The 25,146-nt window shown below is 70.8% G+C and carries 26 protein-coding genes; 21 read left to right on the top strand and 5 right to left on the bottom strand.

What is annotated here, in order from left to right:
- The first annotated feature begins 46 nt into the window (after positions 1 to 46).
- The 5 genes from ACXVUM_RS18960 (at position 47) to proB (ending at position 6,827) form a co-directional block, all read left to right on the top strand.
- Positions 47 to 3,220 carry a translation initiation factor IF-2 N-terminal domain-containing protein gene (locus ACXVUM_RS18960; RefSeq protein ID WP_458523455.1) on the top strand — a complete coding sequence of 1,058 codons (3,174 nt, stop codon included), beginning with the start codon at positions 47 to 49 and terminating at the stop codon, positions 3,218 to 3,220.
- Positions 3,221 to 3,476: 256 nt separating this feature from the next.
- Positions 3,477 to 3,788 (top strand): 50S ribosomal protein L21, encoded by a 312-nt coding sequence (gene rplU / locus ACXVUM_RS18955; protein ID WP_458523454.1) that lies wholly within the window; start codon positions 3,477 to 3,479, stop codon positions 3,786 to 3,788.
- Between the two features lie 46 nt (positions 3,789 to 3,834).
- Positions 3,835 to 4,098 carry a 50S ribosomal protein L27 gene (gene rpmA, locus ACXVUM_RS18950; protein WP_299574056.1) on the top strand — a complete coding sequence of 88 codons (264 nt, stop codon included), beginning with the start codon at positions 3,835 to 3,837 and terminating at the stop codon, positions 4,096 to 4,098.
- Between the two features lie 124 nt (positions 4,099 to 4,222).
- The gene (obgE, locus tag ACXVUM_RS18945) at positions 4,223 to 5,704 is read left to right on the top strand and encodes a GTPase ObgE (protein ID WP_458523453.1); all 1,482 of its coding nucleotides are present in this window, start codon (positions 4,223 to 4,225) and stop codon (positions 5,702 to 5,704) included.
- Positions 5,691 to 6,827, top strand: a complete 1,137-nt coding sequence (gene proB / locus ACXVUM_RS18940; protein WP_458523452.1) for a glutamate 5-kinase — start codon at positions 5,691 to 5,693, stop codon at positions 6,825 to 6,827. The genes obgE and proB overlap by 14 nt, the downstream gene beginning before the upstream one ends.
- Here proB and ACXVUM_RS18935 read toward each other — a convergent pair.
- The gene (locus ACXVUM_RS18935) at positions 6,780 to 7,712 is read right to left on the bottom strand and encodes a Sir2 family NAD-dependent protein deacetylase (RefSeq protein WP_458523451.1); all 933 of its coding nucleotides are present in this window, start codon (positions 7,710 to 7,712) and stop codon (positions 6,780 to 6,782) included. The two genes, proB and ACXVUM_RS18935, sit on opposite strands and share 48 nt — an antisense overlap.
- Before the next feature lie 161 nt (positions 7,713 to 7,873).
- Between ACXVUM_RS18935 and ACXVUM_RS18930 the strand changes: the two genes are divergently transcribed.
- Entirely contained in the window at positions 7,874 to 8,197 is a 324-nt protein-coding gene (locus ACXVUM_RS18930) for a hypothetical protein (RefSeq protein ID WP_458523450.1), read from the top strand.
- 45 nt (positions 8,198 to 8,242) lie between these two features.
- Here the strand turns inward: ACXVUM_RS18930 and ACXVUM_RS18925 are convergent, their stop codons facing one another.
- From ACXVUM_RS18925 to ectA, 4 genes are all read right to left on the bottom strand, one after another.
- Positions 8,243 to 9,160, bottom strand: a complete 918-nt coding sequence (locus ACXVUM_RS18925) for a D-isomer specific 2-hydroxyacid dehydrogenase family protein (protein ID WP_458523449.1) — start codon at positions 9,158 to 9,160, stop codon at positions 8,243 to 8,245.
- A gap of 11 nt (positions 9,161 to 9,171) precedes the next feature.
- Positions 9,172 to 9,570: an ectoine synthase gene (locus tag ACXVUM_RS18920; protein WP_458523448.1), complete on the bottom strand. Its 399-nt coding sequence runs from the start codon at positions 9,568 to 9,570 to the stop codon at positions 9,172 to 9,174.
- Positions 9,571 to 9,622: 52 nt separating this feature from the next.
- Positions 9,623 to 10,876: a diaminobutyrate--2-oxoglutarate transaminase gene (gene ectB / locus ACXVUM_RS18915; RefSeq protein WP_458523447.1), complete on the bottom strand. Its 1,254-nt coding sequence runs from the start codon at positions 10,874 to 10,876 to the stop codon at positions 9,623 to 9,625.
- Positions 10,877 to 11,046: 170 nt separating this feature from the next.
- Positions 11,047 to 11,565, bottom strand: coding sequence for a diaminobutyrate acetyltransferase (ectA, locus tag ACXVUM_RS18910; protein WP_458523446.1), 519 nt, complete (start codon positions 11,563 to 11,565; stop codon positions 11,047 to 11,049).
- A 166-nt stretch (positions 11,566 to 11,731) separates the two neighbouring features.
- Between ectA and rsmD the strand changes: the two genes are divergently transcribed.
- From rsmD to ACXVUM_RS18835, 15 genes are all read left to right on the top strand, one after another.
- Positions 11,732 to 12,289, top strand: coding sequence for a 16S rRNA (guanine(966)-N(2))-methyltransferase RsmD (gene rsmD, locus ACXVUM_RS18905; RefSeq protein WP_458523445.1), 558 nt, complete (start codon positions 11,732 to 11,734; stop codon positions 12,287 to 12,289).
- A 6-nt stretch (positions 12,290 to 12,295) separates the two neighbouring features.
- A complete protein-coding gene (coaD, locus tag ACXVUM_RS18900) occupies positions 12,296 to 12,769 on the top strand; it encodes a pantetheine-phosphate adenylyltransferase (RefSeq protein ID WP_458523444.1) in 474 nt (157 codons plus the stop codon).
- Positions 12,770 to 12,899: 130 nt separating this feature from the next.
- Entirely contained in the window at positions 12,900 to 13,682 is a 783-nt protein-coding gene (locus ACXVUM_RS18895) for a DivIVA domain-containing protein (protein WP_458523443.1), read from the top strand.
- A gap of 120 nt (positions 13,683 to 13,802) precedes the next feature.
- On the top strand, positions 13,803 to 14,399 hold the full coding sequence (locus tag ACXVUM_RS18890) for a YceD family protein (RefSeq protein ID WP_458523570.1): 597 nt from the start codon (positions 13,803 to 13,805) through the stop codon (positions 14,397 to 14,399).
- Entirely contained in the window at positions 14,396 to 15,199 is an 804-nt protein-coding gene (rnc, locus tag ACXVUM_RS18885; RefSeq protein WP_458523442.1) for a ribonuclease III, read from the top strand. The genes ACXVUM_RS18890 and rnc overlap by 4 nt, the downstream gene beginning before the upstream one ends.
- A gap of 1 nt (position 15,200) precedes the next feature.
- The gene (gene mutM / locus ACXVUM_RS18880) at positions 15,201 to 16,100 is read left to right on the top strand and encodes a bifunctional DNA-formamidopyrimidine glycosylase/DNA-(apurinic or apyrimidinic site) lyase (protein ID WP_458523441.1); all 900 of its coding nucleotides are present in this window, start codon (positions 15,201 to 15,203) and stop codon (positions 16,098 to 16,100) included.
- A 123-nt stretch (positions 16,101 to 16,223) separates the two neighbouring features.
- Complete coding sequence (locus ACXVUM_RS18875) at positions 16,224 to 16,382, top strand: hypothetical protein (RefSeq protein ID WP_458523440.1); 159 nt, start codon at positions 16,224 to 16,226, stop codon at positions 16,380 to 16,382.
- The gene (locus ACXVUM_RS18870; RefSeq protein WP_458523439.1) at positions 16,379 to 16,477 is read left to right on the top strand and encodes a potassium-transporting ATPase subunit F; all 99 of its coding nucleotides are present in this window, start codon (positions 16,379 to 16,381) and stop codon (positions 16,475 to 16,477) included. The genes ACXVUM_RS18875 and ACXVUM_RS18870 overlap by 4 nt, the downstream gene beginning before the upstream one ends.
- 7 nt (positions 16,478 to 16,484) lie before the next feature.
- Positions 16,485 to 18,170 carry a potassium-transporting ATPase subunit KdpA gene (gene kdpA / locus ACXVUM_RS18865; RefSeq protein WP_458523438.1) on the top strand — a complete coding sequence of 562 codons (1,686 nt, stop codon included), beginning with the start codon at positions 16,485 to 16,487 and terminating at the stop codon, positions 18,168 to 18,170.
- Between the two features lie 8 nt (positions 18,171 to 18,178).
- A complete protein-coding gene (gene kdpB, locus ACXVUM_RS18860; protein WP_458523569.1) occupies positions 18,179 to 20,299 on the top strand; it encodes a potassium-transporting ATPase subunit KdpB in 2,121 nt (706 codons plus the stop codon).
- Between the two features lie 2 nt (positions 20,300 to 20,301).
- Entirely contained in the window at positions 20,302 to 20,928 is a 627-nt protein-coding gene (locus tag ACXVUM_RS18855; RefSeq protein WP_458523437.1) for a potassium-transporting ATPase subunit C, read from the top strand.
- A gap of 6 nt (positions 20,929 to 20,934) precedes the next feature.
- The gene (locus ACXVUM_RS18850; protein ID WP_458523436.1) at positions 20,935 to 23,628 is read left to right on the top strand and encodes a DUF4118 domain-containing protein; all 2,694 of its coding nucleotides are present in this window, start codon (positions 20,935 to 20,937) and stop codon (positions 23,626 to 23,628) included.
- Positions 23,606 to 24,313: a response regulator gene (locus ACXVUM_RS18845; RefSeq protein ID WP_458523435.1), complete on the top strand. Its 708-nt coding sequence runs from the start codon at positions 23,606 to 23,608 to the stop codon at positions 24,311 to 24,313. Before ACXVUM_RS18850 ends, ACXVUM_RS18845 begins: the two co-directional genes overlap by 23 nt.
- A 57-nt stretch (positions 24,314 to 24,370) precedes the next feature.
- The gene (locus ACXVUM_RS18840) at positions 24,371 to 24,817 is read left to right on the top strand and encodes an OsmC family protein (protein WP_458523434.1); all 447 of its coding nucleotides are present in this window, start codon (positions 24,371 to 24,373) and stop codon (positions 24,815 to 24,817) included.
- Complete coding sequence (locus tag ACXVUM_RS18835; RefSeq protein ID WP_458523433.1) at positions 24,814 to 25,095, top strand: acylphosphatase; 282 nt, start codon at positions 24,814 to 24,816, stop codon at positions 25,093 to 25,095. The genes ACXVUM_RS18840 and ACXVUM_RS18835 overlap by 4 nt, the downstream gene beginning before the upstream one ends.
- The last annotated feature ends 51 nt before the right edge of the window (positions 25,096 to 25,146 follow it).

Below are 25,146 nucleotides of genomic sequence, written 5' to 3'. Positions count from 1 at the left end.
TCGTGCGGCCGCGTCCACCGATGCGCCCGAGGGTCGAGGAGAACACGTGGCCGACACAGGCACGCCGGACGATCGCAACGACGCATCCCCGGCGCAGGATTTCCCGCACAAGATGAGGGTGCACGCCCTCGCACGCATGATCGGGCTGACCAGCCGCGAGGTGCTCGCGCACCTCGCCGAGCTGGGCATCAGTGCACGCAGCCCGCAGTCCAGCATCGACCGCAGTGCGGCGATCGCGGTCCGTGACGCGCACGAGACGACAACGTCGTCGGGTGATGCGGCCGACGGTGCCGGCGAGCAGCCCGCCGCAGACGCTGCGGCCACCGAGGAGACCGACGCCCCCGTCGGGTCCGGCACGCTCTTCTCCGCCGCGCCGGCCGAGGAGGCGGTGTCCCCGACGTCGGCCACCGAGGCCGGGACGTCGCCTCTGTTCCTCCCGCCGCCGGATCCCGACGAGGTGCGCCGCACCCGTCGTCGTCGTCCGGCCGCCGACCGCTCCGAGGTCGCGTCCACGACCGACGAGAGCACCCCGGCCGCCGCACCTGCCGGCGAGGGTGGGTCCGCCTCGACCGACACCGACCAGTACTCGGGCCCCCACAAGTCCACCGACGCCGACAAGTCCACCGACGCCGGTGACTCGGCGGGTGGCGACAGCAAGCAGTCCGACGCGGATTCGAACGACTCGGACGACGACTCCGGGTCCGGCGGTGGTCGACGCCGTCGTCGCGGCCGTCGGGGACGTGGCCGCGGTCGTGGCGACCAGGCCGACGGCGACGGTTCCTCGAACGACTCCGACGACTCCTCGCAGGCGGACGGTTCGGACGGTACGACCGACTCCGAGACGTCCGGTTCGGGCCGGTCGCAGAAGAAGAAGGGTGCGGACACCTCCGGCGACGACGAGTCGGACTCCTCACAGGGCGCGTCCGACGACTCCTCGTCCGGCGACTCGTCGGATGACGACGACGACGACAACTCGTCGGGCACCCGCCGGCGTCGTCGCCGACGCCGACGCAAGGGTGGCGGTGACGCCGACGGCGACGCGTCCGGCGAGGACGACCCGCCGAACACCGTCGTCCACGAGCGTGAGCCGCGGAACAAGTCCCGCAGCCGTGACCGTGACGAGGTGCAGGGCATCTCCGGGTCCACCCGGCTCGAGGCCAAGCGCCAGCGGCGCCGGGACGGTCGCGACGCGGGTCGTCGCCGCCCGCCGATCCTCACCGAGAGCGAGTTCCTGGCACGCCGGGAGTCCGTCGACCGCGTGATGGTGGTCCGGGAGCGGTCCGCGAACACCGCGCTGACCGCCGACGACGCCGACTCGTCGGCACCCACGGAGGACTACACGCAGGTCGCGGTCCTCGAGGACGGCGTCCTCGTCGAACACTTCGTCACCACGTCGACCTCGTCGTCGATGGTCGGCAACATCTTCCTCGGACGCGTGCAGAACGTGCTGCCCGGCATGGAGGCCGCATTCGTCGACATCGGGCGCGGGCGCAACGGTGTCCTCTACGCCGGCGAGGTCAACTGGGACGCCGCCGGACTCGACGGCGGCAGCCGCAAGATCGAGCAGGCCCTCAAACCCGGCGACCACGTCGTCGTGCAGGTCAGCAAGGACCCTGTGGGTCACAAGGGCGCCCGGCTCACGACCCAGATCTCGCTGGCCGGTCGGTACCTCGTGTACGTCCCCGGCGGCTCGTCGACGGGGATCTCCCGGAAACTGCCCGACACCGAGCGCAAGCGACTCAAGCAGATCCTGTCGAAGGTGGTGCCCGCCGACGCCGGCGTGATCATCCGGACCGCCTCCGAGGGTGTGAGCGAGGAGGACCTCGCCGCCGACATCGACCGCCTCAAGGCGCAGTGGGAGAGCATCGAGGCCGCCGCCGACTCCGCCACGGGCAAGAACGGCAAGGGGTCCGGGGCGTCCGGCCCCAAGGTGCTGTACTCCGAGCCCGACCTGCTGGTGAAGGTCGTGCGCGACCTGTTCAACGAGGACTTCTCCTCGCTCGTCGTCGACGGTGACGGCGCCTGGGACCAGGTCCACGGCTACGTCCAGTCGGTCGCCCCCGACCTCGTCGACCGGTTGTCCCGGTTCGAGAAGCCGCACGCCGACGCCCCCGACGCCTTCAGCGTCCACCGCATCGACGAACAGCTGGCCAAGGCCCTCGAACGCAAGGTGTGGCTGCCCTCGGGCGGGACGCTCATCATCGAGCACACCGAGGCGATGACCGTCGTCGACGTCAACACCGGCAAGTTCACCGGCTCCGGGGGCAACCTCGAGGAGACGGTGACCCGCAACAACCTCGAGGCCGCCGAGGAGATCGTCCGGCAGATGCGTCTGCGCGACATCGGCGGGATGATCATCGTCGACTTCATCGACATGGTCCTCGAGGCCAACCGCGACCTGGTGCTGCGGCGCCTGACCGAGGCGCTGTCCCGGGACCGGACGCGGCACCAGGTGTCGGAGGTGACCTCGCTCGGGTTGGTGCAGATGACGCGCAAGCGCCTCGGCACCGGGCTGCTCGAGGCGTTCTCCTCCACGTGCACCTGCTGCAGCGGCCGGGGGATCGTCGTCCACGCCAACCCCGTGGAGGTGTCCGGCGGCTCGGACGACTCGGGCAAGGAGTCCGGCGGCAAGCGGTCCCGCCGCTCCGGCCGGAAGAAGTCCGACGGCGGGTCCTCGGGCGGCGGCGACCAGGCGGAGACCAAGAAGGTCCACCCCGCCGAGCACCCGATGTTCAAGGCCATGGCGGGCCACGGTCCCGACGGCACACCCGATGGCTCCGCGGAGTCCGACCGCGCAGCGGACACCGACGAGACCTCGTCCGACGCAGCCACGGCTGTCGTGCAGACCCCGCCCGCTCCCGACACCCCGGCTGCCGAGTCGGGGACGGACCAGGATGCGGGGGACACCTCGACTCCTGTGGCCGTCGAGTCGGCGTCGGAGACCTCCGTCACCGTCGCCGAGCCGGTCGCCGAGAACGGGACCGAACCGTCGGCGGAGGCGCCCAAGCGACGTCGCCGCGCCGCGCGGCGTCCGGCCGCTGCGCCCGTGGGCGGGACGGAACCCGTCGCGGGCACAGCGGAGACGCTGGCCGTGGAGGTCGCACAGGCCCCCACGACGACCGTTGCCGCGCAACCGACCGTCGAGCCGGTGGTCGCGGTGCGACGGACCGCCCGACGCCGTGCGGCGGGCCGTCCGGCCGGGCCCCCGGTCGACGAATGAGGAGCGGGGGCATCGGTGCCGGTGGTCGCGGTTTGACCCGGTCGTCGCCACTCCCGTAACCTCGAACGGTCGCCTCGACGCGAGTCGGACTGTGCTGTGCGGACCCTGCCGCCCCGGCACGCCGCCGATCGAGGCATCACCGGCCACGTCGGCCGTCGCGCGTGAGCGCGAGACACCCGGCGTGGACGTACCCCGACATGAACGATGCCGGCGCACCCGCGCGGGCGCACGACGACAGTGAGAAGGTGGCTTCGCGATGGCAACGTACGCGATCGTCAAGACCGGCGGTAAGCAGTACAAGGTCGCCGAGGGTGACCTCGTCAAGGTCGAGAAGATCGACGGTGCGGTCGGCGACACCGTCTCGCTGCCGGTGGCGCTCGTCGTCGACGGCGCGTCGCTCACCACCGATGCCGCGGCGCTGGAGAAGGCGTCGGTGACCGGCGAGGTCGTCGAGCACGTCAAGGGCCCGAAGATCCGGATCCACAAGTTCAAGAACAAGACCGGCTACCACAAGCGCCAGGGTCACCGTCAGCGTCTGACGGTCCTCAAGGTCACCGGTATCAAGTAACCCTGCACCTCACCACTGCAGAACCCGTCTCGAGAGGACCGACGACATGGCACACAAGAAGGGCGCGTCCAGCTCGCGCAACGGTCGCGATTCCAACGCGCAACGACTCGGCGTCAAGCGGTTCGGTGGCCAGCAGGTCAACGCCGGCGAGATCCTGGTCCGTCAGCGCGGCACCCACTTCCACCCGGGCGTGAACGTCGGCCGCGGCGGCGACGACACCCTGTTCGCGCTCGAGACCGGCGAGGTCGCCTTCGGCACCAAGCGCGGCCGCAAGACCGTCAACATCGTCCCGGCGCCTGCGCAGGTCTGACCGCGCGGCGTCGCACGACGCACGTCCATCAGGGGCGGGCAGGTCATCGAGACCCTGCCCGCCCCTGATGTCTTCTCGACCACCGACCGATCGTCTCCACCCACCACCGGACAGGACCCCGACCATGTCGCGATTCGTCGACCGCGTGACCATCCACGCCGCGGCGGGCAACGGCGGCCACGGGTGCTCGTCGGTCCACCGTGAGAAGTTCAAGCCGCTCGGCGGACCCGACGGTGGCAACGGCGGCAACGGCGGGGACGTCCTGCTGAAGGTCGACCCGCAGGTGCACACCCTTCTCGACTTCCACTTCCGTCCGCACGCCAGCGCGCAGAACGGCAAGCCCGGAGCGGGATCGAACCGCGACGGCGGACACGGCGAGGCCCTGGTGCTGCCCGTGCCGGACGGCACCGTCGTGCTCGACGAGAACGGCCGGATCCTGGCCGACCTCGTGGGGGAGGGGACCACGTTCGTCGCGGCGTCCGGCGGACGCGGGGGCCTCGGCAACGCCGCGCTCGCGTCGAAGGCCCGCAAGGCCCCGGGGTTCGCACTGCTCGGCGAGGAGGGGCAGACCCGCGAGCTGGTCCTGGAGCTCAAGTCCGTCGCCGACGTCGGACTCGTGGGTTTCCCGTCGGCCGGCAAGTCCTCCCTGGTGTCGGTGCTGTCGGCCGCGAAGCCGAAGATCGCCGACTACCCCTTCACGACCCTGGCGCCGAACCTCGGCGTGGTCACGGCGGGTGCGCGGGTGTTCACCGTCGCCGACGTCCCCGGCCTGATCCCCGGGGCGTCCCAGGGGCGTGGGCTCGGGCTCGACTTCCTGCGTCACCTCGAGCGGTGCGCGGTACTCGCGCACGTCGTCGACTGCGCCACACTGGAACCCGGCCGCGACCCGATCTCCGACATCGACGCGCTCGAGGCCGAGCTGGCGGCCTACACGCCCGCGCTGTCCGCCGACCACGGCCTGCAGGATCTCGCCGACCGTCCCCGGGTGGTCATCCTCAACAAGATCGACGTCCCCGAGGCGGCCGAGCTCGCCGACATGGTCACCCCCGACCTCGAGGCCCGCGGCTGGCCGGTGTTCGCGATCTCCGCGGTCGGCCACGTCGGCCTCGACGCACTGCGCTTCGCGCTGGCACAGAAGGTCGCCGACCACCGCGAGGCGTCGCCGCCGCCCGTCGCGCGACGCCCGGTCATCCGGCCGGTCGCCGTCGACGAGTCCGGCTTCACCGTGTCTGCGGACCCGGCGACGCCGGGCGGGTTCATCGTGCGCGGTACCCGCCCGGAGCGCTGGATCAAGCAGACGGCGTTCGACAACGACGAAGCGGTCGGCTATCTCGCCGACAGGCTCAACCGCCTCGGCGTGGAGGACGAACTCGTCCGTCGCGGAGCCCAGCCCGGCGCCCCGGTCACGATCGGCGACGTCACCTTCGACTGGGAGCCGACGCTGCCCACCGGTGACGCCGTGCCGGTCACCGGCCGCGGCACCGACATCCGCCTCGACCGCACCGATCGCATCGGTGCGGCGGACCGCAAGGTCGCCCGCAAGGCACGTCGCCACCACAGCGACGACGCCCCCGACGACCTGTGGGACGCCGATGGAGACGACTGACCGCCGGTCCCCGTCCGGTGCGACCTCGGCTGTGCGGCAGCAGATCTCCGGTGCCCGCAGCATCGTCGTCAAGATCGGGTCGTCGGCACTGACCGACCTGCACGCCGGCCTCGCCCTGGACCGTCTCGATCACCTCGCGGACGCTCTGGAGACGCGGATGGCCGCCGGCACCGACGTGATCGTCGTGTCGTCGGGTGCGATCGGTGCCGGGCTCGCGCCCCTCGGCCTGCGCCGCCGGCCCACCGATCTCGCCACGAAGCAGGCCGCGGCGAGCGTCGGGCAGCTGGCGCTGGCGCACGCCTGGGGGACGTCCTTCGCGCGACACGGCCGGACCGTGGGTCAGGTCCTGCTCACCGCACACGACATCTCCCGCCGCTCGCACCACGCCAACGCGCAGCGCACCCTCGACCGACTCCGTGCGCTGGGCGCGGTGGCCGTCGTGAACGAGAACGACACCGTCGCCACCGACGAGATCCGCTTCGGTGACAACGACCGTCTCGCCGCGTTGGTGGCCCACCTCGCCGGGGCGCAGGCGTTGCTGTTGCTGTCCGACGTCGACGGCCTCTACGACGGTGACCCGCGCAAGGGCGGCGCCACGCTGATCCCGGAGGTCGCCGGACCCGAGGACCTCGACGGGGTGGTCGCGGGATCCGGGGGTGCGCTGGGGACCGGGGGGATGGCGTCGAAGCTCTCCGCCGCCCGACTGGCCGCCGACGCAGGCGTCCCGGTGCTGCTGGCCGCGGCCGAGGAGGCCGCGGCCGCACTCGGATCCGCCGATGTCGGGACCGCGTTCGCCGCGCGTCCCGCACGGATGACGGCGCGGCGGTTCTGGGTGCGTCACGCCGCCGAGACCCGGGGCCGACTCACCGTCGACGACGGCGCCGTCGCGGCCATCGCGCGGCGTGCGTCGCTCCTGCCCGCCGGTGTGGTGGCCACCGACGGCGGGTTCGCGGCGGGGGACGTCGTGGAGATCGTCGGCGTCGACGGGACGCTGCACGCCCGCGGCGTCACCGCCTACGACGCCGAGGAGGTCGCCCAGATGATCGGGCGGTCGACCTCGTCGTTGCCGGAGGGCCTACGACGCGCCGTGGTGCATGCCGACGACCTCGTCGCCGCTCGCTGACCCGTCGACGCGCCGGACCAGCGACGCGAGGACGTCGGCGCACCGGTGGTCGATCTTCACCGTCGCGCAGTCGTCGCCGCGTGTGGCGCCCCTGTTCACGATCACGACCGGGATCCCGCGTCGGCGTGCACGGCGGACGAACCGCAGACCCGACATCACGGTGAGGCTCGATCCCAGGACCAGCAGCGCGTCGGCGGCGTCGACCATCGCGTAGGCCTCCTCGACGACGGTGCGGGGCACGCTCTCGCCGAAGTAGACGATCGCGGGCTTGAGGGGCCCGCCGCACTCCGGACAGTCGATCATCCGGAAGTCGCGGGTGTCGTCCACGGCGACGTCGGCGTCGGGTGCGACGTCGAGAGCGCCGCGGGAGCGGACGCGGGCCGTGAACTCGACGTTGAGCGGGTCGAGGACGCTCGCCAGACGATGTCGGGAGATCTGCCAGCCGCAGTCGAGGCAACAGACCCGTCCGTAGCACCCATGGAGTTCGAGGACCGGACGAGTCCCGGCCTTGGTGTGCAGCATGTCGATGTTCTGGGTGATCACCCCACTGACCAGTCCGCGACGCTGCAGGGTGGTCACCGCGCGATGCCCGGCGTTGGGTGTCGCGGCGTCGAGGTGCCGCCAACCGAGATGGTTGCGAGCCCAGTAGTGGCGACGGAACTCGGCCGACGCCAGGAATGCGTCGATGGTCATCGGTGTACGCGGTGGCGCGTCGGGGCTGCGGTAGTCCGGGATCCCGGAGTCGGTCGAGATGCCCGCACCGGTGAGCACGACGGTCGACCGGCCGTCGAGGAGGGCATGCACCTGCTCCACCCGTCCGTCGAGATCGTCGTCGACGCGGGTCGGTTCACCCGGTGTCCAGGCGACCTGTAGCCGTGTGCGCATCGGTCTCCAGGCTACCGACGCCCGGCCCGGCGCCGGCGCGGTCGGATTCTGTAGTCCAAAGAGGGGATTTACGGCAGCGGATCGGGGGTGGGTTCGTCGGCACGAGGTCCGGGATGATCTGCTGTCGGGTGGGACGGGGAAGTTCCACCGAGAAGAGTGCAGTGCGGAAGACGACGTACGCGACCGTCGCCGCGTACCGGTCCACCGACCGGACGTGGTGGGTCGGGCGGGTGGATCCCGCCGTCCTGGGCGATGCAGCACGTGAGAACGAGGCCCTTCAGGCGGATTGGCGACGACGCGCGATCCCGGTGTCGGCGGACGACGTCCGTCCGCCGCTGCTCGTCATCCGCGACCCCCGGGGCCGATTCCGACCCGGGTGCTCGACGAACTCGCATTTCGACGCATATGACCGCGCCCACACCGACCCGCATGCGGACTGCGCCCACGGCCGGGCGCTGGAGCGGATCGTGTCGGTGTTGCACTGATCGTGGCTGCACCGACAGTGCCTGCACCGACAGTGCCGACGGAGGTCAGTACCGGGCGTCGGGCCGAACCGTCGAGAGCAGGTCCTCGCCCGCCCGGAACCGCCGGAGGTTCTCGGCGATCCACGGGGCCAACGTCCTGGTCAACCCGGACGACGGGTTGGCGACGTGCGGCGTCACGATGACGCGTGGCTCGTGCACGACGGGATCGTCGGCCGCCGGGGGCTCCGGGTCGGTGACGTCGAGCGCGGCGCCGGCTATCGACCCGGACCGGACGGCAGCCAGGAGTGCGGTCTGATCGACGAGGGTGCCGCGGGCGACGTTGACGACCCACGCGTGCGACGGCAGTGCGGCGAGAGCCGTCGCGTCGATCAGATGGTGCGTCTCGGCTGTCGACGGCGCGGCGACGACGACGTGGTCGACCTGCGACCACACCTCGCCGAGCCGATCGGACGGCAGCGTCCGCACCGCGCCGTCGACGGGACGACCGGAGTGGTTGACGGCGACGACCTGCGCGCCGCAGGCCCGGAGACGGGGGATGAGCGCCCGCCCGATCCCGCCCGCGCCGACCAGCCCCACCGTCGAGCCGTGCAACGAGCGGACCGCGGTGTCGATGCGGTCCTTGTCCCATCCGTCACGCACGGCGTCCGGGACACGGCGTAGCCCGGCGAGCAGAAGCGTCAGGGCGTGCTCGGCGACGTTCTCGGCGTAGAAGCCCGAGGCGTTGGTCCACGTGCGGCGATCGTCGATGATGCCGGCGTCGATGAACTCCTCGATCCCCGCCAGCCGGAGGGCGACCCACGCGACGTGGTCGGGGAGGGACGTCGGGAAGTCGGCGTGTCCGCCGAGCCAGACGAGGACCTGCGCCTCGTCGAGATCGACGAGACGACCACCGGCCGACCGCACCGATGCCGCGATGTGCTCGTCGGCGTGGGGTGCGATCGCGACCGGGGTGTCCGCGCTCATCGCAGATCCGCTCAGTCGTCGACGGTGACCAGCGGGTAGACACCGTTCTCGTCATGCGTCTCGCTGCCGACGACCGGCGGGTTGAACACGCAGTACATGCGCAGTTCGGTGTCGGCGAAGACCGTGTGCCGATCGTGCTTGTCCAGCAGGTACATCGTGCCGGGGGCCAGCGGGTACTCCTCGCCGGTCTCGCGGTCCAGGAGCCGTCCGGTGCCCGAGATCAGCCACACCGCCTCGATGTGGTTGGCGTAGTGGAACTCGTTCTCGGTCCCGGCCTTGATGACGGTCTCGTGGTAGGAGAACCCGACCTTGTCACCGCCCAGGATGATCCGCTTCGACCGCCAGTTGCCGTTCTCGGCGACGATGTCGCGGTCGGTGTCGGTGATCTCGTCGATGGTGCGGACGATCACGGATGTACTCCTTCGGTCGGGGACGGGGGTGCTGCGGTCGAGCTGGTGTGTGTCAGACGACCTTCGCGGTCGCCTCGGCGAGGATCGTCAGACCCTGATCGAGCTCGTCGTCGGTCATCGTGAGCGGCGGGAGCAGCTTGACGACCTGATCCTGCGGGCCGGACGTCTCGGCGAGCAGGTGGCGATCGAAGGCGAGCTGGCACACCTTGCTCGCGTGTTCGGGGGTCTCGAAGACGAGCCCCTGCGCCATCCCGCGGCCGCGGGTGGAGACACCCTCGTGCTCGTCGGAGAGGCGGGCGAACACGTCGTGGATCTTCTGGCCCTTGCGCAGGACGTCCTTCTCCAGGGTGTCGTCGCTCCAGAAGTGGTCGACGGCGGCCTTCGCGGTCACGAACGAGGGGTTGTTGCCACGGAAGGTGCCGTTGTGCTCGGCCGGGCCCCACACGTCGTGCTCGCGCTTGAAGAGCGTGAGCGCCATCGGCAGGCCGTAGCCGCCGATCGACTTGGACAGCGTCACGATGTCGGGGGTGATACCCGCCATCTCGAACGAGAAGAACGGACCGGTCCGGCCGACGCCCATCTGGACGTCGTCCACGATGAGCAGCATGTCGTGACGCGTGCAGAGGTCGGCGAGTCCGCGCAGCCACTCGGGGCGCGCGACGTTGACGCCGCCCTCGCCCTGGACCGTCTCGACGATCACGGCCGCCGGCTTGTTGAAACCACTGCCGGAGTCGGACAGGACCCGCTCGAACCAGCTGAAGTCCTCGACGACACCGCTGAAGTAGTCGTCGTAGGGCATCGGGGTCGTGTGCACGAGCGGCACGCCGGCGCCGGCACGCTTCATCGAGTTGCCCGTCACGGACAGGGCGCCGAGCGTCATGCCGTGGAAGGCGTTGGTGAAGTTGATGATGGCTTCGCGCCCGGTGACCTTGCGGGCCAGTTTGAGCGCCGCCTCGACGGTGTTGGTGCCCGTCGGGCCGGGGAACATCACCTTGTAGTCCAGGCCGCGCGGCGTGAGGATCTTCTCGGTGAAGCTCTGCAGGAACTCGCCCTTGGCGACCGTCATCATGTCGAGGCCGTGGGTGATCCCGTCACGCGAGATGTACTCCAGCAGAGCCTCTTTGAGGACAGGGTGGTTGTGCCCGTAGTTGAGGGCACCCGCGCCGGCGAAGAAGTCGAGGTAGCGCGTGCCGTCCCGGTCGGTCAGCCACGACCCCGAGGCGGTGTCGAAGAGGGCGGGCCACCCGCGGCTGTAGCTGCGGACCTCCGACTCGCGGTCGGAGAAGATGTCGTCGGGAAAACTCATCGGGGGTTCCTCACTGGTGGGGGACTCGGGCATGGTGAACCGATCGGGCGGACGTCACATTCCCGTCAGGCTGTCCGGGAAGGCGCGGACACGCGGCATCGCATGCGTGCATCGACGCATGGCGCCACCTGCGCCCGCACACGACGGCGGACGCGGTCACCGATCGGTCCTCAGCCGCGCGGTGCGATGGTGTAGAGGTCTTCGGGCTCGTGCGAGTCCGGGAAGTCCTCCGGCGCGAAGTAGTCGCGCCGCGTGATCGTCATGTCACGCTTGTCGGCGAACGAGGTGAACAGCTTCTGCGACGCCTCGTTGTCCGGGCTGATCGTGGTCTGCATCCGGGTGATCGCATCCTCTTCGACGCGATCCATCAGAGCGTTGAGCATGCGACCGGCGAGGCCGAGGCCGCGCTGGTCGGCGTCGACCGCGACCTGCCACACCATGACCGTGTCGGGCGCCTGAGGCCGGACGTAGCCGGTGACGAAGCCGACCACACGTCCGTCGACCTCGGAGACGACCGAGGTACGGGCGTAGTCCTGGCACCACAGCACGTATGCGTAGCTGGAGTTCAGGTCGAGGACCTGGGAGTCGCGTGCGATCTCCCAGAGCCGCACCCCGTCGGATACGTCGGGGAGGCGAAACGTGACTTCCGGTGTCGTGGTCAGTGTCGCGCCCATCTGTGCGGTAGTCATGGCACCAGTAAAGTTAACAACGGGTCACAGAGATGTCACCCGAGCGGCGGGCGATGCCGTCGGTCCTGCCGGTAAAGGGGCAGTATATCGGGTGACTGTGAGACGCGTCACGGTAGCGGGTCCGCCACCTGCGGAGACGTGTCGTCGACAGGGGTGAATCGGACGCATGAGGATCATCGCGGGCGTCGCGGGGGGTCGGCTCATCGCCGCTCCGCCGGCCGGCACCCGGCCCACCACCGACCGTGTGCGCGAGTCGGTCTTCGCGATGCTCGACTCCCGTCGTGACCTCCAGGGGGCCACGGTCCTGGACCTGTACGCGGGGTCGGGTGCGTTGGGTCTCGAGGCCCTGTCCCGCGGCGCCCGCCACGCGACTCTCGTCGACGCCGACGCACGCGCGGTGGCGGTCATCCGGGCCAACGCGTCGGCCATCGGTGCCGGGGCCGATTCCGTGACCGCGGTCCGGCGCCGCGTCGAGACGTTCCTGCGGTCGTCGCCCGCGGTACCCGTCGACGTCGTGTTCTGCGACCCGCCGTACGACGTGCCCGCCGACGTCGTCGACGGGCACATGTCGGTCCTGGTGGCCGGGGGATGGCTCGCGCCCGAGGCGACCGTCGTCGTGGAACGCTCTGCGCGCTCGCCGGCCACGACATGGCCCGCAGGTCTGTGCACCGACGGCGACCGTCGCTACGGCGACACCCGCGTGGAGTTCGCGCTGCTAGCGTGACCGGCCATGACGACAGCGGTCTGCCCCGGCTCGTTCGACCCCATCACCAGCGGACACCTGTTCGTGGTGGAGCGCGCGGCGGAGCGCTTCGACGAGGTGGTGGTGCTGGTGACCGTCAACCCGTCGAAGAAGGGCATGTTCGGCGTCGACGAGCGTGTCGCCCTCATCGAGGCGTCGACCGCGCACATCCCCGGGGTCACCGTCGACCGGTGGGAGGGACTCCTGGTCGACTACTGCGTGCACCGGGACCTCACGACCATGGTGAAGGGGCTGCGTGGTCCCGTCGACTTCCAGTACGAGACGCCGATGGCGCAGATGAACCGCGAGCTCGCCGGGGTCGAGACCCTGTTCCTCCTCGGCGACCCCCGGCACGCACACGTGTCGAGTTCGCTGGTGAAGGAGGTCGCACGGCTGGGCGGCGACGTCACGCCCTACGTACCCGCCCCGGTGGCCGACGCGATCGCCTCCGCCCTCACCTGATCCACGATCACCCGATCCGACACACCGATCGCCTCCCACGGAACTCCAGTCACAGACGGCACACTGTTCACACAGTCACCACCCATCCCATCCGGTGGTGCGTCGACAGCCCGAACGAAGTGAGGTAGCCGTGTACCGCGTGTTCGAAGCTCTGGACGAACTGGGCGCCATCGTCGAGGAGGCACGCGGCGTCCCGATGACCGCAGGATGCGTCGTCCCCCGAGGCGACGTGCTCGAACTCCTCGACGACGTCAAGGACGCCATCCCCGCCGAACTCGACGACGCTCAGGACGTGCTCGACCAGCGCGACAAGCTGGTCGGCGACGCCCGGGCGCACGCCGACACCGCGATCGCCGAGGCGACGTCGCAGGCCGACGCGATGGTGTCGCACGCCCGCGCCGAGGCCGATCGGATCCTGTCCGAGGCCAAGTCGCACGCCGATCGCATGGTCGGCGAGGCGCAGTCGCATGCCTCCGACCTGATGGCGGACGCGACCGAGGAGGCCGAGCGCACCGCCGCCGGCGCCGCCCGCGAGTTCGAGGCCGTCACCGGACGTGCGCGCGCCGAGGCGGCCCGCATGATCGAGTCGGGCAACGCCTCCTACGAGAAGTCCGTCGCCGACGGCATCGCCGAGCAGCAGCGACTGGTGTCCGAGACCGAGGTCGTCGCGGCCGCGAAGTCCGAGGCCGACCGCATCATCGACGCGGCGCACGCAGAGTCCGACCGACTGCGCGGCGAGTGCGACGTCTACGTCGACAACAAGCTCGCCGACTTCGAGGAGGCCCTCACCGCCACGATGCGGTCGGTGAGCCGCGGCCGGCAGCAGCTGCGGACCGGCGCCGGCGTGCACGACTACTCCGACCACCCCGTCGACCTGCACGATCGCGAGTTCCCGCACGGGGTCGCGGTCTGAGCGACACCGCGCTGTCGCCCTTCGTCGCCCGCGGGTGAGGACGGCCGACGTGGCGGGTGGGACGAATCGCCCAGTTCACGTATCGTCTCGCGCGTGTCCGACCAGCGAAACAGTTCGACGATGTCCCCCTTCGTCCTCGACATCCGTTCCCTCGGGCGGCGTGCCGGGACGATGACCCAGGTGCACCGCACGGTGTCCTGCGACCACGCCATCGGTCTGGACCTGATCGGCATCCCCGCCGACAGCGACATCGATCTCGACCTCAAGCTCGAGGCGGTGACCGAGGGGGTGCTCGTCACCGGCACGGTCAGCGGCGAGACAGCCGGTCAGTGCGCACGCTGTCTGGAACCCCTCGGCGACACCGTCACCGTCTTCCTCACCGAGCTGTACGCGTACCCGCAGAGCACCACCGACCAGACCTCGGACGCGGACGACGTGCATCGGATCGACGATGACCACATCGACCTCGAGCAGGCCGTGATCGACGCGATCGCGCTCGACCTGCCGATGGCGCCGCTGTGTCGACCCGACTGCGCCGGACTGTGTGCGGAGTGCGGTGTCCGGCTCGACGCCGCCGGCCCCGATCACGGACACGAGGTGATCGACCCGCGCTGGGCCGCCCTGAAGGACATCGCGACGACCGCCGACGAGCCGTCGGATGCCGGGTCGGCGTCGGGGGACGGGTCGGTGGGGGACGGGTCGGGGAGTCCGCGATGAGCGACGAGGCGTCCGTGGCCGATCGCCCGGGCGACCTGCCTGCGCTCCTGACCGATCCGGCGCCGTTGCTCGACGCGCTCGGCGTCGTGATCTCGCAGCAGTTGCTGACCCTGGCGCTGACGCACCGGTCCTACGCCTATGAGAACGGTGGTCTGCCGACGAACGAGCGCCTGGAGTTCCTGGGGGACTCGGTGCTCGGCGTCGTCGTCACCGAGCAGCTGTACCTGACCCATCCCGACCGCCCCGAGGGTGAGCTCGCCAAGATCCGGGCCAGCGTCGTGAACATGTACGCCCTCGCCGACATCGCGCGCGGGTTGGGTGAGGGCGGCCTCGGCCGACACATCCTGCTGGGGCGCGGTGAGGAGATGACCGGGGGCCGGGACAAGGCGAGCATCCTCGCCGACGGGATGGAGTCGATCCTCGGCGCGCTCTATCTCGACCACGGCTTCGAGGTGGCGCGGACCGTGATCCGCGCTCTGTTCGCCGACTCCCTGGACCGGGCCGCGGTGGCCGGCGCCGGACTCGACTGGAAGACCTCCCTGCAGGAGCTGACGGCCGCCCGGGGACTCGGCGTCCCGCAGTACCGGATCACCTCGACCGGCCCCGACCACGACAAGGTGTTCTCGGCGGTCGCACTCGTGGGCGGGGAGGGGCACGGCGAGGGCTCCGGACGCACGAAGAAGGAAGCCGAGCAGAAGGCGGCCTCGGCCGCCTACGCCACCCTGACCGCCGCCGCGGCGTCCACGACGGACGCGTCGTCGACCGCCGACTTCCCGACTCCCGCGACGCCTGCCGGCTGAGGTGCCCGAACTCCCCGAGGTCGAGGTCGTCCGCCGCGGGCTCGACGCGCACGTCGTCGGTCAGGTGATCGAGGCGGTCCGCGTCGGGCACCCTCGTGCCGTCCGACGTCACGTCGGGGGTGCGCGCGATCTCGCCGACGCCCTGACCGGCACGCGGGTCGTCGCCGCACGGCGACGGGGCAAGTACCTGTGGCTCGACGTCGCCGGGGCGCGGAGTCCCCTCGACACACCCCCCGACCTCGCCGTGGTCGTCCACCTCGGCATGAGCGGACAGATGCTGGTGTGCGACGCCGAGACACCCGACCAGAAACACCTGCACATCCGGGTGGGTCTCGCCGACGGACGCGAACTGCGGTTCGTCGACCAGCGCACGTTCGGTGGCTGGTTCCTCGACGAGCTCGTGACTCCCACCGACGGCGGCGTGGACACCGTTCCCGCCTCGATCGCCCACATCGCGCGGGACCCGTTCGACCCCGCCTTCGACCGGCGCCGGGTCGTGACGACATGGCGCGGCAAGCACACCGAGATCAAACGGGCCCTGCTCGACCAGACCGTGGTGAGCGGCGTCGGCAACATCTACGCCGACGAGTCACTGTGGCGCAGCAGGATCCACGGCGCTCGGATGACGGACGCACTCGGGCCGCGGGTGCTGGGCCGCCTGCTCGACGCCGCTCGCGAGGTGATGGAGCAGGCCCTGGCGCAGGGCGGAACCTCGTTCGACGCGCTCTACGTGAACGTCAACGGCGCGTCGGGCTACTTCGACCGCTCGCTGGACGCCTACGGGCGTGAGGGGCGGCCGTGTCACCGCTGCGGCACCCCGATCCGGCGCGAACAGTTCATGAACCGCAGCTCCTTCAGCTGCCCGCGGTGCCAGACGCGCCCGCGCGGCGTCCCCGCCTGACCCGCCCACGTCGTCTCGCGTCGCGAAGGACGGCGTGCCGGGCATCTCGGCGGGCGTAAGGATCCCGTCAAGGCTCTAGGTCAGGGCGTCGAAAGGTCGTTAACGGCGACGATCCACCCCGACATGAGCGGCAGCATCACCGATGCGAGCCGCCCGACCCGGGTGGCGCTGTCCTCAGGAGTGACCGACGTGGCGGACTTCGCCTTCGTGGCAATGATCCTCGTGCTGTTCGCGCTGTGCGCGCTGACCCTGCGGGCCGTCGCGTCCCGGGTGTCGCGGTGACGCTCACCGGCACCATCACCGTGGTGGTGCTCGTCGTCGCGGCTGCGTTGGTTCTGTACCTCGTCACCGCACTCGTGTTCCCGGAGAGGTTCTGACGCCGACGTGGATCCCGCTCTCGCCGCCACCCTCCAGATCGGGGTGGTGGTCGTCGTCCTCGCCCTCGCCTACGTCCCGCTCGGCGACTACATCGCGCATGCCCTGACCTCGCCGCGGCACCTACGGGTGGAGCGGGGGCTGTACCGGCTGGTGCGCGTGGACGCCGCGCGTCCGCAGACCTGGGTCGGCTACGCCGCGGCCGTCCTCGGCTTCTCGCTCGTCGGTGTGCTGTTCCTCTATGCGCTGCAACGTCTCCAGGGCGTCCTGCCGATGTCCGGAGGTCGCCCCGCGGTCCCCGGTGCGATGGCGTTCAACACCGCCGTCTCGTTCGTCACCAACACCAACTGGCAGTCCTACAGCCCCGAGGCGGTGATGGGAAACCTCGTGCAGGCCGGTGGTCTCGCGGTCCAGAACTTCCTGTCCGCCGCGGTCGGGATCGCGGTCGCGGTCGCGCTGATCCGCGGGATCGTCGCGACGACGGGCGCCGGCGAACTCGGCAACTTCTGGGTCGACCTCGTGCGCGCGACCGTGCGGATCCTTCTCCCGCTCTCACTGGTGTTCGCGCTCCTGCTCCTCACCCAGGGTGTGGTGCAGTCGTTCCACGCCGGGTTCGACTTCACGAACCTGGACGGGTCGCACGGTCATGCGGTTGTCGGTCCCTACGCCTCGCAGGAGGCCATCAAGGAGCTGGGCACCAACGGCGGAGGGTCGCTGGGCACGAACTCTGCGCACCCGTTCGAGAACCCGACGCCGCTGAGCAACATCGCCCAGATCATCGCGCTCCTGCTCATCCCGGTCTGTCTCACCCGCACCTACTCGACCATGGTTCGCGATCGCCGTCAGGGGCTGACCGTCCTCGGGGTCATGGCGACGCTGTTCGCGGTGATCGTCGCGATCACCTCGTATTTCGAGCAGCACACCACCGGCGTCGCCGCGCGTGCGGCCGGCGCCATGATGGAGGGCAAGGAGCAACGGTTCGGGATCCCCGCGTCGGTGCTCTACGCGGTCGCGACCACCGGGACCTCGACGGGTGCGGTCAACTCCCAGCACGACAGCTTCTCGGCGGCCGGTGGCGGCGCACTGCTGTGGAACATGCTGCTCGGTGAGGTCGCTCCCGGCGGCGTCGGCACGGGGCTCTACGGGATCCTCGTCCTCGCGGTCATCGCGGTGTTCGTCGGCGGCCTCCTGGTCGGCCGCACACCGACGTTCCTCGGCAAGAAGATCGGGCAACGCGAGATCACCGTCGCGGCACTGTCGATCCTGGTGATGCCGGCGTTGGTGCTCATCGGCACCGGGATCACGATGGCGCTGTCGTCCACGACCGGGTTCCAGGGCAACAGCGGGCCCCCGGGTTCGCCGCAGTCGGTCCACGGCTTCTCGGAGGTGTTGTACGCCTTCGCATCCGCGTCGAACAACAACGGCAGCGCATTCGGCGGACTCACCGTCACCAGCGACTGGTTCCAGGCGGCGCTCGGAACGGCGATGCTGCTCGGCCGCTTCCTGCCCATCGTGTTCACCCTCGCGCTCGCCGGACTCCTCGCTCGGCAACGCCCGGCCGAGTCGTCCACGGCGACCCTGCCCACCCACGGGCTCCTGTTCGGCGGACTGCTCTTCGGCACGGTGGTGCTCGTCGCCGGACTGACCTTCTTCCCGGCCCTCGCGCTGGGACCGATCGCGGAGGCGATGCAGTGACGGCCCCCATCTCCGTCGAGACCGACACCCCCGACGCGTCGTCGGCGGCCCCGGCCGATCTGGCCGGCCGCGGCTCGTTCTCGCCGCGGTCGCTGGTGACCGCGCTCCCGGACGCCGTCCGAGCGCTCACCCCACGCCAGCAGGTCCGCAACCCGGTCATGTTCGTGGTGTTCGTCGGGTCGATCGTCACGACGATCCTGGCGATCGTGCGGCCCTCGGTGTTCGCGTGGGGTATCGCGTTCTGGCTGTGGTTCACGGTCGTGTTCGCCAACCTGGCCACGGCGGTGGCCGAGGGGCGGGGCAAGGCGCAGGCCGAGAGTCTGCGGAAGGTCACGCGCGACACGACCGCCCGTCTGCTCCGGGACGACGGTTCGGTGGTCGAGGTGGCGGGCTCGGACCTGACCGTGGGCGACCGGATCGTCGTCGAGGCCGGCGAGACCATCGCGGGCGACGGTGACGTCGTCGAGGGGATCGCGACCGTCGACGAGTCCGCGATCACCGGTGAATCCGCCCCCGTGGTGCGGGAATCCGGGGGTGACCGCTGCGCGGTGACCGGTGGGACCGTCGTGCTGTCGGACCGCATCGTCGTGCAGATCACCACCCGGCCGGGGGAGTCGTTCGTCGACCGGATGATCGCGCTCGTGGAGGGCGCCTCGCGCACGAAGACGCCCAACGAGATCGCCCTGGACATCCTGCTCGCGAGTCTGACGATCATCTTCCTGCTCGCCGTGGTCGCGATCGGCCCGGTGCAGCAGTACGGCGGGTCGACCCCCGACCCGATCAAGCTCATCGCCCTGCTCGTCTGCCTCATCCCGACGACCATCGGCGCCCTCCTGTCGTCGATCGGCATCGCGGGCATGGACAGGCTGGTGCAGCGCAACGTCCTCGCGATGTCGGGGCGCGCGGTGGAGGCGGCCGGCGACATCGACACGCTCCTGATGGACAAGACCGGCACCATCACCTTCGGCAACCGCCGGGCCACGGCGGTGATCCCCGCGCCGGGCGTCTCCGTCGACGAGATCGCCCTCGCCGCATGTCGATCGAGCCTCGGCGACGACACCCCCGAGGGACGCAGCATCGTCGAGTTCTGCGCGGCCACACACGGGGTCGACGTCGAGGCGGTGCGTCCGGGACCCGGCACGGCGACCCTCGTCCCGTTCACCGCGCAGACCCGGATGAGCGGACTCGATCTCCTCCGGACGCGCAGCGGTCCGGCCGATGTCACCGACGGACTCGCCCTGCGCAAGGGCGCCGCCGACGCGGTGATCTCCTGGGCCCGGTCGACCGGGGCGTCGGTCGAGACGCAGGTGTCCGACACCGTCGAGGAGATCGCCGCCGGCGGAGGCACACCCCTGGTGGTCGGCGATCGCCACGGCGACGGGCCGGTCCGTGTGCTGGGTGTGATCGCTCTGTCCGACATCGTCAAACCCGGTATGGCCGAGCGCTTCGCGCAGCTGCGGGCGATGGGCATCCGCACGGTGATGGTCACCGGTGACAACCCCCGGACCGCGGCGGCGATCGCGGCGCAGGCCGGCGTCGACGACGTCGTCTCCGAGGCGACACCCGAGGACAAGCTCGAGGTCATCCGGTCCGAGCAGGCCGCGGGGAAACTCGTCGCGATGACCGGCGACGGCACCAACGACGCGCCCGCGCTCGCACAGGCCGACGTGGGCCTGGCGATGAACACCGGCACGTCGGCCGCGAAGGAGGCCGGCAACATGGTCGACCTCGACTCGGATCCGACGAAGCTCATCGACGTGGTGGCGATCGGCAAACAGTTGCTCATCACCCGCGGCGCGCTGACGACGTTCTCCCTCGCGAACGACCTCGCCAAGTACTTCGCGATCCTGCCCGCTCTGTTCAGCGGGATCTATCCGCAGCTCGACGGACTGAACATCATGCGGCTGCACTCGGCGCAGTCGGCGATCACCTCGGCCGTCATCTTCAACGCGCTCATCATCATCGCGTTGATCCCGTTGTCGCTGCGCGGTGTCGCCTACCGACCGTCGTCGGCGTCGCGACTGCTCGGGCGCAACCTGCTCGTCTACGGCGTCGGCGGCGTCATCTCACCGTTCGTGGGCATCTGGCTCATCGATCTCGTCGTCCGATTCATCCCGGGAATGGGGTAGTGGTGCTCGTCCTCAGGCAGGTGCTCCGGCAGGCCGTCGTGGGTCTCGCGGTCCTCGTCGCGCTGACCGTCGTCGTCGGCGTCGCCTATCCGGCTGTCGTGTGGGGTGTCTCGCGCATCGCACCGGGCGGCCCGGAGGGATCGCGGGTCACCGATCGTGCGGGCTGCGTCGTCGGATCGGCGCAGCTCGGCATCGACCAGCGGCCGGCTCCGGGTGCGCCCGACCCCTATCTGCACGCGCGGGTCGTCGGATCCGACGACGACCCGTTCGCACCCGGCGACCCGTCGGCGTCCGCTGCGAGCCAGCAGGGCCCGTCCAGCGGAAAGCTCGCCCGGTGGATCACCGAACGCCGTGCCGCGATCGCAGCGCGCGAGGGCGTCGCACCCGATCGGGTCCCGGTCGACGCGGTCACCGGATCCGGCTCCGGCCTCGACCCCGACATCAGTCCCGCCTATGCGGCCATCCAGGTCGACCGGATCGCGCGCGTCACGGGCAGGACACCCGCCGAGGTGCGTGCCGTGATCGCCGCGAACACCTCCGGCCGCCAGCTGGGGTTCCTCGGCCAACCGGTCGTCAACGTGCTGGGCGTGAACCGCGGACTCGGTCTGACCGCGAGCGGGTGCGGGTAGCGCGGCATGACCCCCACAGCGGAAGATCAGGCGGTGTCCGCACCGTCCCCTCGGCATCGCGACGATCCGACCGGTGATCGTCGGGGGACCCTGCAGATCTTCCTCGGCTGCGCACCCGGCGTGGGCAAGACCTACGAGATGCTCGCGCAGGCCAGGACACTGCTCGCCGAGGGATCCGACGTCGTCGCCGCGATCGTCGAGACACACGGCCGCGACGCCACCGCGCAGATGGCGGACGGTCTCGAGACCCTCCCGACGCGGGCCGTCCCGCACCGCGGCACGGTGCTGCACGAACTCGACGTCGACGTGGTCCTCGCCCGTCGTCCCGACGTCGTGCTCGTCGACGAACTGGCGCACACCAACGCCCCGGGTCTGCGCAACACCAAACGGTGGGAGGACATCCGCGACCTGCTGGACGCAGGCATCGACGTGCTCTCGACGGTGAACATCCAACACCTGGAGAGCCTCAACGACGTCGTCGCGGAGATCACTGGCGTCACCCAGCGTGAGACGGTCCCCGACGAGGTGGTGCGGGCGGCGGACTCCATCGAACTCGTCGACATCGCGCCGGAGGCGCTGCGTCGGCGACTGGCCGCGGGAAAGGTGTACCGCGGCGATCGCATCCAGGGCGCCCTGGCCAACTACTTCCGGCAGGGGAACCTGACCGCGCTGCGCGAGTTGGCGCTTCTCTGGCTGGCCGACCGCGTCGACGACGCCCTGGCCGACTACCGCGCGCAGAACGCGATCACGGCCACCTGGGAGACGCGGGAGCGTGTCGTCGTCGCGGTGACCGGGGGACCGGAGTCGGCCACCCTGCTGCGCCGCGCGAGTCGCATCGCGTCGCGGTCCAGCGCCGAACTGATCGCGGTGCACGTCGTCCGCGGCGACGGACTGCTGGACCGACTCTCCGGTGAGCTGCCCTCGCTGTCCGACCTCGCCGAGGGGTTCGGCGCGCGCATCCACACCGCCGTCGGCGACGACATCGCCGAGACCCTGCTCGACTTCGCGCGCGGGGTGAACGCGACGCAGCTCGTGCTCGGGACCTCGCGCCGATCCCGCTGGGAGCGGTTGGTCGCCGAGGGCACCGGGGCGGCCGTCGTCCGCATGTCGGGCAAGATCGACGTCCACATGGTGACCCACGAACAGACCCCTCGCCGCAATCCCCTCGACATCCGACGGAGCCCGTTCCGTCGTCCGCTGACCTGGGTGTTCGCCGTGCTCGTGCCCTCCGTTGCCGCGGCGGTGATGATCTGGGCCGACCGGTGGATGGGGTTGGCCACCGAGACCGCGGTGTTCTTCCTCGTGGTGCTCGCGATCTCGCTGCTGGGCGGTATCGCGCCGGCGGCGCTGACCGCGATCGTCTCCGGTCTGCTGCTCAACTACTTCTTCACCGCCCCCCGCCACAGCTTCACCATCGACAACACCGAGAACGCGTCGACGATCATCGTGCTGCTGGTGGTGGCGGTCGCGGTGGCGGCACTGGTCGACTCGGCCGCGCGCCGACGCCGGGAGGCGTCCCGCGCAGCGGCCGAGGCCGAACTGCTCACCACCTTCGCCGGCGCCGTGCTCAGCGGCACCAGTCCGGGCACGTTGCTCGAGTTGGTGCGCGACACCTTCGACCAGACCGCGGTCTCGGTGGTGCGGCTGGCCGGCGACTCCGTCCCGATCGTCGAGAACGCGGTCGGCACCGATCCCGCGACCCGTCCCGGCGAGGCCGACACCGTCTGCACCGTCGCCTCGGGTGAGTACGCGCTGCTGCTCCGCGGGCCGTCCCCGACAGCGCGCGATCGGCGCGTGCTCACCGCCGTCGCCACGCAGGCGGCCGGGGTCGTCGAACGACGCCGACTCGCCGAGGCGGCATCGGAGGCCCGTGCCCTGGCCGAGACCGACAAACTGCGACGCGCGCTGCTCTCGGCGGTCAGTCACGACCTGCGCACACCGCTCGCCGCGGTGAAGGCGGCGGCGTCGAGCCTGCGCAGCACAGACGTCTCGTTCTCGCCCGAGGACACCGCCGAACTGTTGGCCACGATCGAGGAGTCGACCGACCACCTCACAGCGATCGTCGGCAACCTGCTCGACTCGTCGCGTCTCGCCGCCGGTGTGGTGCGCCCGCAGATGCGTCACGTCTACCTCGGTGAGGTCGTCGGCCGGGTGCTCGTCGGGATGGCCAGTTATGCGACGACCGCGACCGAGCGGGTGCGCGTCGACGGTGGGCACGTCCTGGTCTGGGCGGATCCGGTGCTGCTCGAACGGGTCCTGGCCAACCTCGTCGACAACGCGCTACGTCACTCGGGGGATGCGGCTGTCACCGTGCGCGCCGAACCGCACGAACCCGACGACGACACCGCGACCAGCGCATCCGGCCGGGTCCGGGTGCTCGTCGTCGACCACGGCATCGGGATCGCCGAGGCCGATCGGTCCGTGGTGTTGTCGGCGTTCCACCGGCTGGGCGACCAGAACTCCAGTTCCGGTGTGGGACTGGGCCTGTCGGTGGCCTCCGGGTTCACCGAGGCGATGGGTGGCCACCTCGAGGTGGTGGAGACGCCGGGCGGGGGCTCGACCACGGTGGTCGACCTGCCCGCCGACGGGACGACCGACGGGGACGAGGCCGACGGGGACGGGTCGGACAGGGACGGGTCGGACGGGGACGGGGCCCCACGGGGAGAGGATGTGCGCGGTGTCGCAACCACCGGCACCTGAGTCGGTCCGCGTGCTCGTCGTCGACGACGAGCCGCAGATCCTGCGGGCGCTGCGGATCAACCTGCGGGCCCGCGGATTCGAGGTGACCACCGCGTCGACCGGGGCCGGGGCGCTACGGGCCGCGGCGCAGACCGATCCCCAGGTCGTCATCCTCGACCTCGGTCTCCCGGACATGGACGGGATGTCGGTGCTCTCGGGTCTCCGGGGCTGGACCACCGTGCCCGTGATCGTGCTGTCGGCCCGGGTGGACTCGGCCGACAAGGTCGACGCGCTCGACGCCGGCGCCGACGACTACGTGACGAAGCCGTTCGGCATGGAGGAGCTGCTGGCACGACTGCGGGCGGCGGTACGGCGGGCCGAGGCGCCCACACCCGGCGCCGAGGTGCCGGTCGTCGACGCGGGCTCGTTCGTGGTCGACCTCACGGCGAAGATCGTCACCCGCGACGGCGAACCGGTGCACCTGACCCCGACCGAATGGGGTGTGCTGGAGATGCTGGTCCGCAACGAGGGCAAGCTCGTGGGCCAACGGGAGCTGCTGCACGAGGTGTGGGGACCGTCGTACCACTCCCAGACCCATTATCTGCGTGTGTATCTCGCCGGACTGCGGCGCAAGCTCGAACCCGAACCCGCGCACCCGCGCCATCTGCTCACCGAGGCCGGGATGGGGTACCGGTTCGTGCGGTGACGCAGGTGCGCCGGATGGGCCGGAATCCGCACCGTCAGGGGCGTGTTGACTGCTGGCATGACCGCTGAGAACACCCCTGCCGCCTCCACCGACCTCTGGGTCGAGCGGACCGGGACCCGCCGGTACGTCGGCCACAGTTCCCGAGGGGCCACCGTCGAGGTCGGATCCGTCGACGTCGAGGGGGTCTTCACACCCGGTGAGCTGCTCAAGATCGCCCTCGCCGCCTGCACCGGTATGAGTTCGGACGCCACCCTCGCGCGCCGTCTCGGCGACGACTACGCCGCGACCGTGCGTGTCTCCGGTGACGCCGACCGGGACGAGGAGGTGTACCCGCACCTGCAGGAGTCACTGGAACTCGACCTGACCGGGATGGATCCCGCCGCGCTGGAGCGGCTGCTCACCGTCGTGCGCCGATCGGTCGACGCGAGCTGCACCGTCGGCCGCACGCTGAAGGCCGGGACCACCGTCGACCTCGACATCCCGACCGGGGATCCGGTGTCGTGACCGACGACACCGTCCGGCTGACAGCCTGGGTGCACGGGCACGTCCAGGGAGTCGGATTCCGCTGGTGGACGCGGTCCCGGGCGCTGGAACTCGGCCTCACCGGGTACGCCGCGAACCAGGCCGACGGGCGGGTGCTCGTCGTGGCCGAGGGCGCCGCCGAGGCCACCGCCGCCCTGCTCGGTTGGCTGCGCGGTGGACAGACACCGGGGCGCGTCGACCTCGTCGTCGAGGACACGGGTCCGGCGACGGGGGAGTACACCGGCTTCGTCGAACGCTGAGCCCCGGGGCGATCCGCGGTCGCGCCCACGCCCGGGGCGGTTGTTCACCCG

The organism is Williamsia sp. SKLECPSW1, from assembly GCF_054332755.1.
The sequence above is the reverse complement of the archived record's forward strand: the minus strand, read 5'-3'. Positions and strand labels throughout refer to the sequence as shown.